This window comes from Sphingobium sp. AntQ-1 (genome assembly GCF_028538045.1).
Lineage (GTDB): Bacteria > Pseudomonadota > Alphaproteobacteria > Sphingomonadales > Sphingomonadaceae > Sphingobium > Sphingobium cupriresistens.
In genome coordinates this window covers 1,109,388-1,123,802 of sequence record NZ_CP117158.1, presented here as the reverse complement: position 1 = coordinate 1,123,802, position 14,415 = coordinate 1,109,388, and the positions used below count along the sequence as shown (strand labels likewise).

General features: G+C 65.1%; 14 protein-coding genes. 11 read left to right on the top strand and 3 right to left on the bottom strand.

The features are described 5' to 3' along the window. Positions 1-81: 81 nt before the first annotated feature. Positions 82-1,089: a serine O-acetyltransferase EpsC gene (gene epsC / locus sphantq_RS05555; protein WP_408021496.1), complete on the top strand. Its 1,008-nt coding sequence runs from the start codon at positions 82-84 to the stop codon at positions 1,087-1,089. A gap of 86 nt (positions 1,090-1,175) precedes the next feature. Here epsC and sphantq_RS05550 read toward each other — a convergent pair whose 3' ends face one another. Then, on the bottom strand, positions 1,176-2,852 hold the full coding sequence (locus sphantq_RS05550) for an alkaline phosphatase family protein (protein ID WP_272799784.1): 1,677 nt from the start codon (positions 2,850-2,852) through the stop codon (positions 1,176-1,178). 76 nt (positions 2,853-2,928) lie between these two features. On the opposite strand from sphantq_RS05550, the gene sphantq_RS05545 reads away from it, so the two are divergent. From sphantq_RS05545 to sphantq_RS05500, 10 genes are all read left to right on the top strand, one after another. After that, complete coding sequence (locus tag sphantq_RS05545) at positions 2,929-4,956, top strand: protein-disulfide reductase DsbD family protein (RefSeq protein WP_272799783.1); 2,028 nt, start codon at positions 2,929-2,931, stop codon at positions 4,954-4,956. Next, a complete protein-coding gene (locus sphantq_RS05540) occupies positions 4,956-5,693 on the top strand; it encodes a TlyA family RNA methyltransferase (protein ID WP_066604200.1) in 738 nt (245 codons plus the stop codon). The genes sphantq_RS05545 and sphantq_RS05540 overlap by 1 nt, the downstream gene beginning before the upstream one ends. An 88-nt stretch (positions 5,694-5,781) precedes the next feature. Further along, positions 5,782-6,843 (top strand): efflux RND transporter periplasmic adaptor subunit, encoded by a 1,062-nt coding sequence (locus tag sphantq_RS05535; RefSeq protein ID WP_272799782.1) that lies wholly within the window; start codon positions 5,782-5,784, stop codon positions 6,841-6,843. Continuing rightward, the gene (locus sphantq_RS05530) at positions 6,843-9,947 is read left to right on the top strand and encodes an efflux RND transporter permease subunit (protein ID WP_272799781.1); all 3,105 of its coding nucleotides are present in this window, start codon (positions 6,843-6,845) and stop codon (positions 9,945-9,947) included. Before sphantq_RS05535 ends, sphantq_RS05530 begins: the two co-directional genes overlap by 1 nt. A gap of 26 nt (positions 9,948-9,973) precedes the next feature. After that, positions 9,974-10,522, top strand: a complete 549-nt coding sequence (locus tag sphantq_RS05525) for a TspO/MBR family protein (RefSeq protein ID WP_272799780.1) — start codon at positions 9,974-9,976, stop codon at positions 10,520-10,522. Between the two features lie 43 nt (positions 10,523-10,565). Further along, on the top strand, positions 10,566-10,865 hold the full coding sequence (locus sphantq_RS05520) for an accessory factor UbiK family protein (protein ID WP_066604193.1): 300 nt from the start codon (positions 10,566-10,568) through the stop codon (positions 10,863-10,865). A gap of 55 nt (positions 10,866-10,920) precedes the next feature. Further along, on the top strand, positions 10,921-11,427 hold the full coding sequence (locus tag sphantq_RS05515; protein WP_066604191.1) for a YbjN domain-containing protein: 507 nt from the start codon (positions 10,921-10,923) through the stop codon (positions 11,425-11,427). Positions 11,428-11,431: 4 nt separating this feature from the next. Then, the gene (locus sphantq_RS05510; protein WP_066604189.1) at positions 11,432-12,259 is read left to right on the top strand and encodes a pyrroline-5-carboxylate reductase family protein; all 828 of its coding nucleotides are present in this window, start codon (positions 11,432-11,434) and stop codon (positions 12,257-12,259) included. Positions 12,260-12,321: 62 nt separating this feature from the next. Then, positions 12,322-12,825: an asparaginase domain-containing protein gene (locus sphantq_RS05505; protein WP_066604186.1), complete on the top strand. Its 504-nt coding sequence runs from the start codon at positions 12,322-12,324 to the stop codon at positions 12,823-12,825. Between the two features lie 76 nt (positions 12,826-12,901). Then, positions 12,902-13,144, top strand: coding sequence for a hypothetical protein (locus sphantq_RS05500; RefSeq protein WP_066604184.1), 243 nt, complete (start codon positions 12,902-12,904; stop codon positions 13,142-13,144). A gap of 95 nt (positions 13,145-13,239) precedes the next feature. Here the strand turns inward: sphantq_RS05500 and sphantq_RS05495 are convergent, their stop codons facing one another. After that, positions 13,240-13,767, bottom strand: a complete 528-nt coding sequence (locus sphantq_RS05495) for a CarD family transcriptional regulator (protein ID WP_007709832.1) — start codon at positions 13,765-13,767, stop codon at positions 13,240-13,242. A 244-nt stretch (positions 13,768-14,011) separates the two neighbouring features. Beyond that, positions 14,012-14,350 (bottom strand): ferredoxin FdxA, encoded by a 339-nt coding sequence (gene fdxA / locus sphantq_RS05490; RefSeq protein ID WP_066604179.1) that lies wholly within the window; start codon positions 14,348-14,350, stop codon positions 14,012-14,014. Positions 14,351-14,415: the final 65 nt, after the last annotated feature.

Sequence of the window (14,415 nt, the reverse complement as noted above, 5' to 3'; positions counted from 1 at the left end):
CTGTCCGACCCCAAGCAAAACTCGTTTATCGCGACGCCTGTCGCCACGCTATGCCCGCAGGAACAGGCGCATGAGGCGGATATGATGGCGGACGGACAGGGCGATGATCGGATCGTCGAAGGCTATTGGGACATAGTGGCGCTGACCGCGGAACTGGGCGCGGCGCGCAGTCGCTGGCGCCAGGCGCAGCGGCATCATGCCGAATATGGCGCGGAAGGCTTCCCCTCGCGCGACAATCTGACCAAGATCATGCAATCGCTATGCGGCGCGCTGTTCCCGCTGCGCCTTGGCCCCAGCTTCGTGCGCCTCCATAATGAGGACGCCTATGTCGCCGAAACGCTGCAAACGGTGCTCAGCCGACTTTACGGTCAGATCCGGCTGGAACTCATCTATGCGTTGAAGGACGAGCCGGCGGAGGCCGTCGATCGCGAAGCCGCGCGCATCATCGCCGCGTTCGCCCAGAGCCTGCCGGCCTTGCGCGTGCTGCTCGACACCGATGTCGATGCCGCCTTCCTGGGCGATCCCGCCGCGCGCAGCGTGGACGAGGTGCTGATCTGCTACCCCTCGATGCTGGCGATCATCCATCACCGGCTCGCGCATCGCCTGCATCGACTGGGCGCGCCGCTGGTGGCGCGGATCATGTCGGAAATCGCGCACGGCAAGACCGGGATCGACATCCATCCCGGCGCGACCATCGGCCAATCCTTCTTCATCGACCATGGCACTGGAGTCGTCATCGGCGAAACCGCGATTGTGGGCGATCGGGTGCGGCTGTACCAAGGCGTGACCCTTGGCGCGCGCAGCTTTCCCGCGGATGACAAGGGCGCGCTGGAAAAGGCGCTCCCGCGCCATCCGATTATCGAGGATGACGTGGTCGTCTATGCCGGGGCCACGGTTCTGGGCCGAATCATTGTGGGCAGCCGCTCCGTCATCGGCGGCAATGTCTGGCTGACCGACAGCGTGCCCGCCGACAGCAATGTGCGCCAGGCCAAGGCGCATTATGAGGTCACGAGCCGCGTCGAAGTCTCCGCCCCGCACCGTGTCCATGCCATGTTGGAAAGCACGGACGGCGTGGGCGAGAATATTTAGAGGGCCGTGTTCGCCCTGAGCGAAGTTGAAGCCGCTTCACTACGTTCTGCGGAGGGCTGCGACTTCGCTCAGCGCGGACGGTTTGTTTAACGCGCCGCGCAGCTATCCCCGTCGCCCGCCACCAGATCCAGGCACCGGCCATCGATCTCGCTCTTCGCCACCGGCAGCCCGATCAGCGCCGCCAACGACGGCATGATATCAACCGTCTCCACGCCCAGCGGCTGTTCGAAATGCTGCATCCCCTTGCGCCAGAACAGGATCGGCACGCGGCGGTCGGCGTCCCAGGGCGAACCATGGGTCGCGACCGATCCCATCACCGCCTGCTCAGGGATCGACATGACGCGCGGCTTCAAAAGCAGCAACAGGTTGCCCGACCGCTCCGCATAGAAGCTGGCCCGCGCTTCCTGGATCAGGCTCCAGCTTTCGGGAGGGCCGGAGGGGGAGGGGGTGGCGGCGATCTGCGCCTTGGTGAACACCGTTTCGACCTGCGGATGCGCGCGCAGCAGCTTGAGCGCTTCGGCCTCGGCACGGGCGCGCTGAGGCGCAGTCAGCCCCTTGTCGAAATACAGGTCGCCAGACGGGCCGTCGCTCCAGAGCACTTTCTTGCCGGGCAGTCCCGCCTTGTCCGCGATGGCGGCATTGAGCGCCTTGGGCGTCAGCGCCATGTCTACCCGGCTTTCCATCGGCATCGCGTTCAGGCGATGGCGTTCGGGCAGGTCATGGCCGCCATGGTCGGCGGTCAGCACCACGACATAATCGATGCCGTCCTTGTCCAGCCGCTCGAAAAACGACCCCAATTCGCGGTCCAGCCGGTCGACCTGGATGCAGCTTTCGACGCCTTCTGTTCCGTAAGTGTGGCCGATATAGTCGGTCGCCGACAGGCCAATCGAGATGATGTCGCTCTGCGTCTGCTTCCCCAGGTCCATAGTCTCGATCGCGGCGGCGGCGAAGGCCAGCGTCATCGCGTCCTGTTCAGGCGAAATGCGGAAGCTCTTATAATCGCCCGCTGCGCGCGCGAAGCGGCCGGTGCCGACCGTCTTGTCGCCCGCCCGCACCGCGAAATCCTTTGACACGCACTGGGCGGGCAGGTCAAAGCCCGGATTGGGCTGGGCCAGCCGCTGCGCCATCGCCGCATTGACCTTGGCGACCAGCGGCGGGGTGGCGATCCCCTTGTAACTGACATAGCCCTGCGGTCCGCCCAGCCACCAGACATGGTCGGCGGTCGGCCCGCCCATCATGATCGCGGCGCGATCCTTGCCCGCGATCGACACGACGCGGGTGGCGGGGTTGGCGATTTTCATCCGGCCGCCCAGCGTCGGCGCCTTCAGGTGAAGCGGAGAGGCCTCATATTTGTCGCTGCTGCTGCCCGGCTGGGTTTCGTCCTCTGCGCAATAGACATTCTTGTCCTCGCGCTTGGCGTCAAGCGAGAACCAGTTGTTGGCGATGATGCCGGTGCGCGACGGGCGACTGCCGGTCAGAATGGTCGAATGGCCGGGGCAGGTTTCGGTCGCGGCATGGCTCTGATAGCCGCGCGGGAAGACCGCGCCTTCGCTCGTCAGGCGCTTCAGGCCGCCGGTATAATATTGGCGATATTCGCTGAACAGGTCAGCGGAAAATTGATCCACGCTGATCGCGACGATCAGCTTTGGAGGAGTCGGTGGCGCTTGGGCCGGAGTCGGGGCGGCCGGAGCCGGGGCGGGCTGCTGCGCCGCCAGCGGCATGGCGGTGGCGATCAACAGGGCGGCGGCGACTTTCTTCAACATCTACTGTACCTTCTCCAGCCTTGACGGCGAACGCCCCCGGACCTAGCCCGCTGACATCCACCAGACCAGAGGCCCGATGCGGATTTTTCAAGTCATATTGATGACGCTGGCATGGCTGGCCAGTGTCGCCCCGGCGCAGGCGCAAAGCGCGTTCGGCGGCGGCCCGGCGCATATCGCCGCCACGCTGGTCGCTGAAAGCGCTGTGCCCCGGCCCGGCGAGGGCACGACCATCGCCTTTGCCATGATCCCGCAAAGCGGCTGGCACGGCTATTGGGAAAATCCCGGCGATGCGGGCCTGGGCATGAGCGTCGACTGGAGCTTGCCGAAGGGCGTCAGCGTCGGCCCGCTACGCTATCCGGTGCCCGAAACGCTGCTGATCTCCGGCTTGATGAATCATGTCTATGAAGGCCCCTATGGCGTGCTGGCGAACTTAAAGATCGCACCCGGCATGGCACCCGGCACCCGTCTGCCGATCCGGGCGAAGGCGCAATGGCTGGCCTGTACCGACAAGGTATGCGTACCCGAAAGCGGCGATCTGATGTTGGATCTGGTCGTGGGTGACGGCGCCGTGTCGGCCACCGATCGGACGCGCTTCGACGGGTGGCGCACCCATCTGCCCCGACCGCTGGGATCGGAAGCGACCTATGCGGTCAAGGACGGCACGCTCCGCCTGTCGGTGCCGTTCCCGGCCAGCGCGCAGGCGCGCGACATGCACCTCTTCCCGCTGGCCGAGGGGCTGGCGCGCTATGCCGCGCCACAGACGGTGACGCGCAATGGCGACACGCTGCTGATCGAGACGGATGCGGCCGAAGGCGGCAAGGGTGGGGCGGTGCAGGCGGTGCTGCGCACCGGCGACCATGTCGGCTTCCTGCTGACCGCGAAACCCGGCGCGGTCGCGGGCGCATCGGGCGGCGGCCAATGGCAGGCGACCCTCGCCGCGCTGGGGGGCGCGCTGCTGGGCGGCCTGCTGCTCAACATCATGCCCTGCGTCTTCCCGATCCTGGGCCTCAAAGCCATGAAGCTGGCGAAAGCCGGCGGCGACGAGTGGACCGTGCGGCGGGAGGCGCTGGCCTATACGCTGGGCGTCGTCCTGACTTGCCTGGCGCTGGGGGGCGCGCTGCTGATATTGCGGGCCGCGGGTGGCGCGGTCGGCTGGGCATTCCAGCTGCAAGACCCGCGCATCATCCTGGCGCTGCTGCTGTTGGTGACCGGCATCGCCTTCAACCTGGCTGGCTTGTTCGATCTCAGCGCCTATGGCGGCGGCGAGGCGCTGGCGGGGAAGGGCGGCGTCGCCGGTTCCTTTTGGACCGGGGCGCTGGTCGCTTTCGTCGCAACCCCTTGCACCGGGCCGTTCATGGCCGCGGCGATGGGCGCAGCGCTGTTGCTGCCTCTGGCTGCTGCGCTGGCGATATTCGCCGGGCTGGGGTTGGGGCTGGCGCTGCCTTTCCTATTGCTTGCTTACGTTCCGGCGTTTCGCAAACGATTGCCTAAGCCCGGTGGCTGGATGGGGCGTTTTCAGAAGATCCTCGCCATCCCGATGTTCCTGACCGCGCTCGGCCTCGCCTGGTTGCTGGGTCAGCAGCGTGGGGTGTCCGGCATGACGATCGGGCTGGCCGCGGCGCTGCTGCTGGCGCTGTTGCTCTGGTGGCTGGGTGGTCGTCAGCGGCTGGGTAAGGGCGGCGGCTGGATCGCGGCGATCGCTGGCCTCGCCCTGATAGTCGGCGCCGCCTACGCCCTGCCGACCCGCGCGCCTGCCGCTGTCGAAAAAGGCGATTCAACTGTCCATTTCGATGTCGCAAAACTGGCCGAACTGCGCGCCGCCAACAAGCCGGTCTTCCTCTATTTCACTGCCGACTGGTGCCTGACCTGCAAGGCGAATGAGGCTGCCGCCATCGATCGCGCCGAAACCCGCGCCGCCTTCGACAAGTCCGGCGTCACCGTCATGGTAGGCGACTGGACCAATGCCGATCCGGCCATCACTCGCTTCCTCGAAGGGCAGGGCCGGTCGGGCGTTCCCCTCTATCTCTTCTACGCGCCTGGCAAGGAGGCGCAGACCCTGCCGCAACTCCTCACCCCCGCCACCCTTGCCGGACTGGCGCGCTGATGGTCAAGATCCGCGCCGACCAACTGCTTGTCGACAGCGGCCTCGCCGAAAGCCGCGCCCGCGCGCAGGCGTTGATCCTCGCCGGCCTCGTCTTCCTGGGCGACAGGAAGGTCGAGAAGGCGGGCCAGCAGGTGCCCGAAGGGACGGAGCTGGACGTGCGCGGCCGCGACCATCCCTGGGTGTCGCGCGGCGGCGTCAAGCTGGCCCACGCGCTCGAAGAATTTGCGATCGACGTCACCGGCTTCGTCGCGATCGACGTCGGCTCCTCGACCGGCGGCTTTACCGACGTGCTGCTCACCAACGGTGCAATGAAGGTCTATGCGGTCGATAGCGGCACCAACCAGCTGGCCTGGAAAATCCGCTCCGACGTCCGCGTCATCGTCCATGAACAGACCAGCGCCCGGATTCTGACCGACGCGCATATCCCCGAAGCCGTGGACTTGATCGTGTGCGACGCCAGCTTCATCAGCCTCGCGAAGGTGCTGGAGAAGCCGATCAGCTTCGCCAAACCCGGCGCGCAAATGATCGCGCTCATCAAGCCGCAGTTCGAGGCGCGGCGGGAAGAAGTGGGCAAGAATGGCGTCGTGCGGGATATCCTCGTCCACCAGCGCGTTTGTGCCGAAGTGCAGGACTGGGTCGTGTCGCAGGGCTGGACCGTCGCGGGCCTGACGCAAAGCCCGATTACCGGGCCGCAGGGCAATGTCGAATTTCTCCTCTACGCCCGGCTTGGTGGATAATGGACGTATGTTCGTTCCCAATCCTACCGTCATAAGGTGCGGCCCAAGTCCAATTGTGCCGCCAGCAAAGGCTCTTCACCCCGTCATCATGCGTCCCATTGTCCCCGTCCTTCTGCTTGCCCTGTCCCTCGCCGCCTGCGGAGGAGAACAGGAAAAAAAGCCCCGCGCCGTCCCGCTGGTGGAGGTGCAGCCCATTACGCTCGCCGCCTTCACCGACAATCTGGAAGCGGTCGGCACGGCACTCGCCAATGAACAAGTGGTGCTGTCCGCGCCAGTGACCGAACGGATCGAGGCGCTCAACTTCTCCGATGGCGGCTATGTCGCCAAGGGGCAGGTGATCGCCCGGCTGGCGGTGGGGCAGGAACAGGCCGAACTCGCCTCCGCCGAAGCGACCGCGTTGCAGGCGACCCAGCAACTCCAGCGCATCCAGGCGCTCAAGAGCCGGGGCTTCGCCACCGGCGCGACGCTGGAGCAGCAGGTCGCGCTCGCCAACGCGGCCCGCGCCAATGCGCAACTGGCCCGCGCCTCGATCGGCGACCGGGTGATCCGCGCCCCCTTTTCCGGCTGGGTCAGTCTGCGCACCGTATCGCCCGGCGCGATCGTGACGGCCGGCACCGCGATCGCCACCGTCAGCGACATCAGCCGCATCAAGCTGGACTTCACCATTCCCGAAACCCGGCTGGCGATGATCCGCGAAGGGATGACGATCAAGGCGGTGTCCGCCGCCTGGCCCGATCGACCGTTCAACGGCGCGATCGCCACCATCGATCCTGTGATCGACCCCGCCACCCGCGCGGTGCGGGTGCGGGCGATCCTGCCCAATCCCGACAAGGCGCTGAAACCCGGCATGTTGCTGACCGTCAGCGTGATCGCGCGCCAGCGGCAGTCCTTGTCCGTGCCCGAACTGGCGCTGGTCGGCGACGGCGACGATCGCTTCGTCTTCGTTATCCAGGATCGCACGGCGAAGCGGGTCAAGGTCGAAACCGGCATCCGCCAGGATGGCCGGGTCGAGATATTGGGCGGCCTCAAGGCAGGGCGGAAGGTCGTGACCGAAGGGGTGGTCAAGCTGACCGACGGGGTGACGGTGCGACTGCCGGGCGATAAGGCTGATACAAAGCCCAGGGACGGTTCCGGCAAGGCGGCCGGCTGATGCAGCTATCCGATCTTTCGGTTCGCCGCCCGGTCTTCGCCGCGGTCGTCGCGGTCCTGCTGTGCATCATCGGCGTCGTCGGCTATATGAGCCTGTCGGTGCGCGAATATCCCGATACCGACCCGCCGATCGTGTCGGTCGAAACCACCTATACCGGCGCGGCTGCGTCCGTGGTGGAAACCCGCATCACCCAATTGATAGAGGATGGCGTGGCGGGGGTGCAGGGCATCCAGACCATCACCTCCACGTCGCAGGACGGCACGTCCGACATCAATATCGAATTTGATCCGTCGCGCGATATCGACAGTGCCGCCAATGATGTGCGCGACCGTGTGGGGTCGGTGGTGGAGGATTTGCCGGAGGACGCGCTGCCGCCCGAAATCCGCAAGGTGGATTCCGATGCCCGCGCCATCCTGTTCCTGTCCTTTTCCCGCCCCGGCTGGTCGTCGATCCAGATCAGCGACTATCTCGATCGCAACGTGGTCGATCGTTTCGCCGCGATCGATGGCGTCGCCCGCGCCAATATCAGCGGCGAAGCGCGGCCCTCCACCCGCATCTGGTTCAACGCCGAAAAGCTGGCCGCCTTCGGCCTGACCCCGGCCGATGTCGAAACCGCGCTGCGCAGCCAGAATGTCGAACTGCCCGCCGGGCGCTTCGAATCGCAGGACCAGAACCAGACCTTGCGCGTCGAACGGCCCTTCGCCACGCCCGATCAGTTCGCGCAGCTTGTCGTCGGCCGCGGCACGGACGGTTATCAGGTCAAGCTGGGCGATGTCGCCCGGATCGAGGAAGGCGCGGAAAATCCCTATAGCAGCTTCCGTTCCAATCAGGGGACGGCGATCGGCATCGGTATCATCCGCCAATCGGGCGCGAACACGCTGGACGTCGCGCAAAAGGCCAAAGCGCTGATAAAAGAGCTGGAGCCGACCCTGCCGCAGGGGATGCGCATCGCGATCGGCACCGACGAATCGCTGTTCATCGAACGGGCGATCGAGAATGTCTATGACACGCTGATAGAGGCGGCGCTGCTGGTCATCCTCGTCATCTTCCTGTTCTTGGGGTCGGTGCGCGCGACGATCGTGCCCGCGGTCACCGTGCCGATCTGCCTGCTCGCGACCTGCGCGGTCATGTGGTTGCTGGGCCTGTCGATCAATCTGCTCACTCTGCTCGCCTTTGTCCTGGCGATCGGCCTGGTGGTCGATGATGCGATCGTCGTGCTGGAAAATGTCTATCACCGGATCGAACAGGGGGAAGACCCGCTGGTCGCCGCCTATCTCGGCACGCGGCAGGTCGGCTTTGCGATCATCTCGACCACGCTGGTCGTATGCGCCGTATTCGTACCCGTCATGTTCCTCGCCGGCCAGACCGGACTGCTGTTCCGCGAACTCGCCATTGCGATGATCGCCGCGATCGCCTTTTCCGGCTTCATTTCGCTCAGCCTCGCGCCAATGCTCTGTTCCAAACTGCTGAAAAATGCGGAGCGCGGTCGTTTCGCGCGTTGGATCGACGATCGGTTCCAGCGACTGGAAAATGGCTATGCCCGCTGGCTGGATGGCGCGCTGGGCAAGCCGCTGCTGCCGCTGCTGGGCGTATTGCTGTTCCTGGGCGCTGCGGGCTTCTTCTTTACCGGCCTGCCGAGCGAACTGGCCCCGGCCGAGGATACCGGCGTGGTCGAAGCGCAGATCAGCGCGCCCGAAGGCACGGGTTTCGACCGGATGATGGCTTATATGAAGAAGATCGAGGATGATCTCGCTTTCCTGCGCAAGGACGGGACGCTCCAGAATCTGGTGATCCGCACCCCGTCCGGCTTTGGCGCGACCGACGATTTCAATGGCGGTAACGTCATCGCCTTCCTGCGGCCATGGGAAGATCGGACCATCACAACCGCGCAAGTCGCAACCATGGTCAACAAGGTGATCGCCGACCAGCCCGGCGTGCGCGGCAATGCCGCGCCGCGATCGGGGCTGGGGCGCGGGCGCGGACTGCCGGTCAATATCGTGCTGGCCGGCTCCACTTACGAAGGGCTGGTCGCCGCGCGCGACCGGATCATGGCCGCCGCCGCCGACTATCCGGGGCTGATCAACCTCGACAGCGACTATAAGGAAACCAAGCCGCAGATGCGGATCGAGACGAACCTGGCGCGGGCAGGCGATCTGGGCGTGTCGGTCAACGATGTCAGCCAGGCGCTGCAAAGCCTGCTCGGTTCCCGCCGCGTCGGCACCTATGTCGACCGGGGCGAAGAATATCGCGTGCTGGTGCAGGCCGAGGAGGAAGGCCGTCAGACCGTGGCCGACCTCGATCGCATCAACGTCCGCTCCCGCACCGGCGCTCTGGTGCCGTTATCTGCGCTGGTCACAGTGCGCGAAGTCGCCGGACCGCGCCAGCTCAACCGTTACAACAAGCTGCGCGCCATCACCCTGACCGCCGCGCTGGCGCCGGGCACCTCACTGGGCCAGGGCCTCGCCTTCCTGGAGGATCAGGCGCGCCAGTCGCCCGAAGTGCTGGCTATCGGCTATCGCGGCGAAAGCCAGTCGCTGCGCGAAACCGGCGGGTCGATCTGGCTGGTCTTCGGTCTCACTATCCTGATCGTCTATCTGCTGCTCGCCGCCCAGTTCGAAAGCTTCATTCATCCCGGCGTCATCATCGCCACGGTGCCGCTGGCGGTCGCGGGCGGCGCGCTGGGGCTGGCGATCACTGGCGGGTCGATTAACCTCTACAGCCAGATCGGCATCGTCATGCTGGTGGGGCTGGCGGCCAAGAACGGCATCCTGATCGTCGAGTTCGCCAACCAGTTGCGCGACGAGGGCATGGACATAGCGCAGGCAATCCGCGAAGCCGCCAAGCGCCGCCTGCGCCCGATCCTGATGACATCCATCGCGACCGTGATCGGCGCGGCGCCGCTGGTCATTCGCGGCGGCGCGGGGGCGGCGGCGCGCCACTCGATCGGGACGGTCGTCGTGTTCGGCGTCAGCCTCGCGACCCTCATCACTTTATTCCTGATCCCGATCTTCTATTCCCGCGTTGCCAAGCGGACAGTTTCTCCGCAAACCGTTGGCCGCAAGCTGGATTCGGCGCTCAAGGATTCGCCCGATCCCGCCGAATGACTGGCTTTTCTGGAGCTGCGTTGCCGATGAACGAGATTGCGTCCCCCGGTCAGTTGCGTCTTGCCTATCTGCGCTGGGCGCTGGTCACGGTGCCGGCGATCGTCTTTCTGGGTTTCCTGTCGGGCCGCCTCGCCAATAGCGGCTATGGCAATCGCTGGTTCGATGCGCTGGAAAAGCCCGCCTTGATGCCGCCGGGCTGGGCGTTCGGGGTGGCCTGGACAATCCTCTACGTGATGATGGCGCTGGCCTTCGCCATCGTCCTGCACGCCCGCGGAGCGACGAGGCGGGGTGCGGCGATCGCCCTGTTCCTGGTCCAATTGCTGCTTAATCTCTGCTGGTCGCCGCTTTTCTTTCGCGCGCATCAGGTGGGCAGCGCGCTGGCGCTGATCCTCATCATTTTCGTGACTGTCGCCGCTACCACTGCGCTTTTCTGGCGGATCAGGCGGCTCGCCGGCGTGCTGCTGCTGCCCTATCTGGCGTGGCTGGCCTTCGCCGCCTTCCTCAACTATGAGATCGGCCGCCTGAACCCCGATGCGGCGACCCTTGTCGCCCCGGCGCTCAGAACCCAGATATGATATATGGGCGCGCCGATCGCGCGCCGCACAGAGGATAAAGGCAATGCAGAGCGAAAACCGCTTTTTCGACGATCTCGCCAAGCTGGTGAACGGCGCCGCTGGCACCGTGGCGGGCATGGGCCGCGAATTCGAAACCAACGCGCGCGAGCGGGCGAAGGAATGGATCGGCGGCATGGAATTCGTGTCGCGCGAGGAATTTGACGCGGTCAAGGCGATGGCCGCCGCCGCGCGCGAGGAAGTCGAACTGCTCAAGGCCCGGCTCGACGCGCTGGAAGGCAAGGCCGGCGAACCCGTCACCAAGACCGTCAAGGCGGCCAAGCCGAAGCCCAAGGACGCGGACTGATCCTGCCCTACCCTTGTGTCTGTCCTTTCACGGTAGGCGGTGATAAGGCGCGCCGATGATGGATAGCGACGAATTTGAACATGGCGGCGGGGAAGCCGCGCCGATCGATATGCTGGCGGCCTATTTCGAAGCGCATGGCTGGACGTTCGAGCAGGTCGGCGAAGATGAGATCGTCGCGAACACCCAAGGATCGTGGGCGCAATATGAGCTGCGCGGCATCTGGCGTGACGAGGATCAGGTGCTCCAGTTGCTGGCGCTGCCCGACATCCGCGTGACCGAGGAGAAGCGCGGCACCATCTACGAGACGCTGGGCCTCATCAATGAACAGCTGTGGCTGGGCCATTTCGAGCTGTGGTCGTCGAGCGGCATCATCCTGTTCCGCCATGGCGCGCTGCTCGGCGCGGGCGGCACCTTGACGCTCGACCAGGCGCAGTTGCTGGTCGAAACCGCGATCGACGAATGCGAGCGCTTCTATCCGGTGTTCCAGTTCGTGCTCTGGGGCGGCAAGTCGCCGTCGGAGGCGATCTCCGCCAGCCTGATCGAAACCCGCGGCGAGGCCTGATCCGATGACGCAGACCGGTGTCGATCATCCTTTCCCCGATCATCTCTTCCTGGTCGGCTGCGGCAATATGGCGGGGCAGATGCTGTCCCGCTGGCTCGACTGCGGCCTCGACCGTGAGCGCGTGACGGTCTTGCGCCCCAGCGGCAGGCCGGTGACCGATGGTGTGGCGGTTATGACCGACTATCCAGCTGCGCTCCCCGCAGGGACCACCGTCCTGCTGGGCATGAAGCCCTATCAGATCGCCGATGTCGCCGTTGCGCTGGCGCCGCTATGCGTCGCCGACACGCGCATCGTCTCGATCCTCGCCGGCACGACGCTCGCCGATCTGCGCGCCCGTTTCCCCGTCGCCCGCGACATCGTGCGCGCCATGCCCAACCTGCCCGTCGGGCTGGGCGAGGGGGTGACGGCGCTGTTCACCGACGATGTGACCTCGGCGCAGGCCAAGATGGACGTCGCCGCTTTGATCGAACCGCTGGGCCTGGTCGAATGGATCGCCGATGAAGCGCTGTTCAATCAGGTGACGGCGCTGTCGGGCTGCGGCCCCGCCTTCCTCTTCCGCTTCGTCGACGCGCTGGCGCAGGCGGGCGAGGCGATCGGCATTCCCGCCGATCAGGCCGCGCGCATGGCGCTGGCGACGGTGCAGGGATCGGCCAATATGGCCGCCCGCGCCAATGATGGTCCGGGCGTGCTGGCCGACCGCGTCGCCAGCCCCGGCGGCATGACGCGCGAGGGACTGAACGCCCTCGACGCCGATGACCGGCTGCTGACGTTGCTGATCGATACGCTGGCCGCCGCCCGCGACCGCGGCGAAGCGATGGCGCGCGGCGCATAAGGGCGGTTTCGAGGGGAAGGCTTTTGCGCTAAGGCGCGCGCTTACCGACCCCGGAGTCCGCCATGTTGTCCCCCGATACCCCGATCCTGCTTCTCACCACCGGCGGGACAATCGACAAAATCTATTTCGACGCCCTGTCCGACTATCAGGTCGGCGAAACCGTGATGGCGAAGCTGTTGGACGTCGCGCGCGTCAAGCGCCCCTTCCGTATCGAGGAAGTGACGCGCAAGGACAGTCTGGAACTGGACGACAGCGATCGCGCGCTGATCTACGCCCGCGTCGCCGCGGCGGCGGAAAAGCACATCGTCATCACCCATGGCACCGACACCATGACCGACACGGCCAGGCAGCTTGCCGGGATCGACGGCAAGACCATCGTGCTGGTCGGCGCGCTCGCGCCCGCGCGCTTTGGCGAGAGCGACGCCAGCTTCAACCTCGGCATGGCGTTCGCCACGGCTCAGGTGGCGCAGCCGGGCGTTTATATCACCATGAGCGGGTCGGTGTTTCGCGCCGACAAGGTGGTCAAGGACCGCGCCAAGGGCGCCTTCGTCCCGCTCTTGGAGTAAGTCGGTCGTTTCTGACCCGGAACCTTGTCATGCATCTGCGCATTGATCGCGCAGGGTATGACGAGGAGAAAGAGACATGAGCGATTATCAGGAGCGTCCGGTCACGACGACGACCGTGATCGAAAAGCGCAGCAGCGGCGGCACGATGTTCGCGGTCCTGCTGCTGGTGGTTGTGGTGGCGGTGGCGGCCTTTTTCCTGGTCAGTAGCCAGACGAGCAAGGACAACGCCGTGTCGAGCGCCGCCACGCAAGTCGGCCAGGCCGCCAGCGATGTCGGCGACGCGGCCAAGGATGCCGCCGGCGCCGCCAAGAGCGAGTGATCGCGGTCCGACCCGGCATAATGTCGGCATGAAAAAGGGGCGTTCCGATCATCGGAACGCCCCTTTTCTGTCTCAGCCTGACGGCGTGGGCCTGATCAGCCTTCGACCTTGGCATATTTGGGCGCGGCTTCGTTCAGGATGCGCAGGATTTTCTTCAGAGCGGTCGGCTCGTCCGTCTCTTCCATCGCGGCGAGTTCACGGGCGAGTCGGCTGGACGCCGCTTCAAAGATCTGACGTTCGGAATAGCTCTGTTCGGGCTGGTCGTCGGCCCGGAACAGGTCGCGCGTCACTTCGGCGATCGACACCAGGTCGCCCGAATTGATTTTCGCTTCATATTCCTGCGCGCGGCGCGACCACATGGTCCGCTTGACCTTGGGCTTGCCCTTGAGGGTTTCCATCGATTCCTCCAGCGTCTTGTTGGAGGACAGTTTGCGCATACCGACGCCTTCGGCTTTATTGGTAGGCACGCGCAGCGTCATGCGCTCTTTTTCGAAACGGAGCACGTACAGCTCCAATTCCATGCCCGCGATCTGCTCCTTCTGCAGTTCGATCACACGGCCAACGCCGTGCTTGGGGTAAACGACATAATCACCAACGTCAAAGGACAGCGCCTTGGCAGCCATTTGATACCTTTCCAATTCAACCGGGGAACGGGCCGTCGCGGGGCAGATGTGCAAGAGACATATGCCGGGAGGTCCACGGCGCCACCGTCATGACATGAAGCGTATTCTCCAGGGCCGGGCAGGGGGATGTCCGGCCGTTGGAGCGCTATTTAGCAGATTCGTAACAAAATTACCACCCCCGGACATAATGGCCGGGAGCGTGGCGCAAAACGGGACGCTGGATGGACGACGCGGGCCGCGCGGATCAGTTGCCCGCGCCGGGCTCGGCCGAGAAGAATTTCTCCAGCTTGCCTTCTACGCCGTTCATCTCTTCGGCATCGGCGGGGGCATCGCCCTTGACCGTGATATTGGGCCATTCGGCTGAGAATTTGGTGTTCAGTTCCAGCCATTTTTCGAGGCCGTTCTCAGTATCGGGCAGGATCGCCTCGGCCGGACATTCCGGCTCGCACACGCCGCAGTCGATGCATTCGCTGGGGTTGATGACCAGCATATTCTCGCCCTCGTAGAAACAATCGACAGGGCAGACCTCGACGCAATCCATGAATTTGCAGCGGATGCAGTTGTCGGTCACGACATAGGTCATTGTCAGGGCACTCTTGGCTTGGAAAACGCCGTCCTGCTATGCTTAGGCAGGCCGAAGGTCAATGA

Coding starts and splice junctions, on each gene's coding strand:
- sphantq_RS05505 (WP_066604186.1), top strand. CDS start 12,322: ATGTTGTCCCCCGATACCCCGATCCTGCTTCTCACCACCGGCGGGACA.
- sphantq_RS05540 (WP_066604200.1), top strand. CDS start 4,956: ATGGTCAAGATCCGCGCCGACCAACTGCTTGTCGACAGCGGCCTCGCC.
- sphantq_RS05495 (WP_007709832.1), bottom strand. CDS start 13,767: ATGGCTGCCAAGGCGCTGTCCTTTGACGTTGGTGATTATGTCGTTTAC.
- sphantq_RS05525 (WP_272799780.1), top strand. CDS start 9,974: ATGAACGAGATTGCGTCCCCCGGTCAGTTGCGTCTTGCCTATCTGCGC.
- sphantq_RS05500 (WP_066604184.1), top strand. CDS start 12,902: ATGAGCGATTATCAGGAGCGTCCGGTCACGACGACGACCGTGATCGAA.
- sphantq_RS05545 (WP_272799783.1), top strand. CDS start 2,929: ATGCGGATTTTTCAAGTCATATTGATGACGCTGGCATGGCTGGCCAGT.
- sphantq_RS05520 (WP_066604193.1), top strand. CDS start 10,566: ATGCAGAGCGAAAACCGCTTTTTCGACGATCTCGCCAAGCTGGTGAAC.
- sphantq_RS05515 (WP_066604191.1), top strand. CDS start 10,921: ATGATGGATAGCGACGAATTTGAACATGGCGGCGGGGAAGCCGCGCCG.
- sphantq_RS05535 (WP_272799782.1), top strand. CDS start 5,782: ATGCGTCCCATTGTCCCCGTCCTTCTGCTTGCCCTGTCCCTCGCCGCC.
- fdxA (WP_066604179.1), bottom strand. CDS start 14,350: ATGACCTATGTCGTGACCGACAACTGCATCCGCTGCAAATTCATGGAT.
- sphantq_RS05510 (WP_066604189.1), top strand. CDS start 11,432: ATGACGCAGACCGGTGTCGATCATCCTTTCCCCGATCATCTCTTCCTG.
- sphantq_RS05530 (WP_272799781.1), top strand. CDS start 6,843: ATGCAGCTATCCGATCTTTCGGTTCGCCGCCCGGTCTTCGCCGCGGTC.
- epsC (WP_408021496.1), top strand. CDS start 82: ATGATGGCGGACGGACAGGGCGATGATCGGATCGTCGAAGGCTATTGG.
- sphantq_RS05550 (WP_272799784.1), bottom strand. CDS start 2,852: ATGTTGAAGAAAGTCGCCGCCGCCCTGTTGATCGCCACCGCCATGCCG.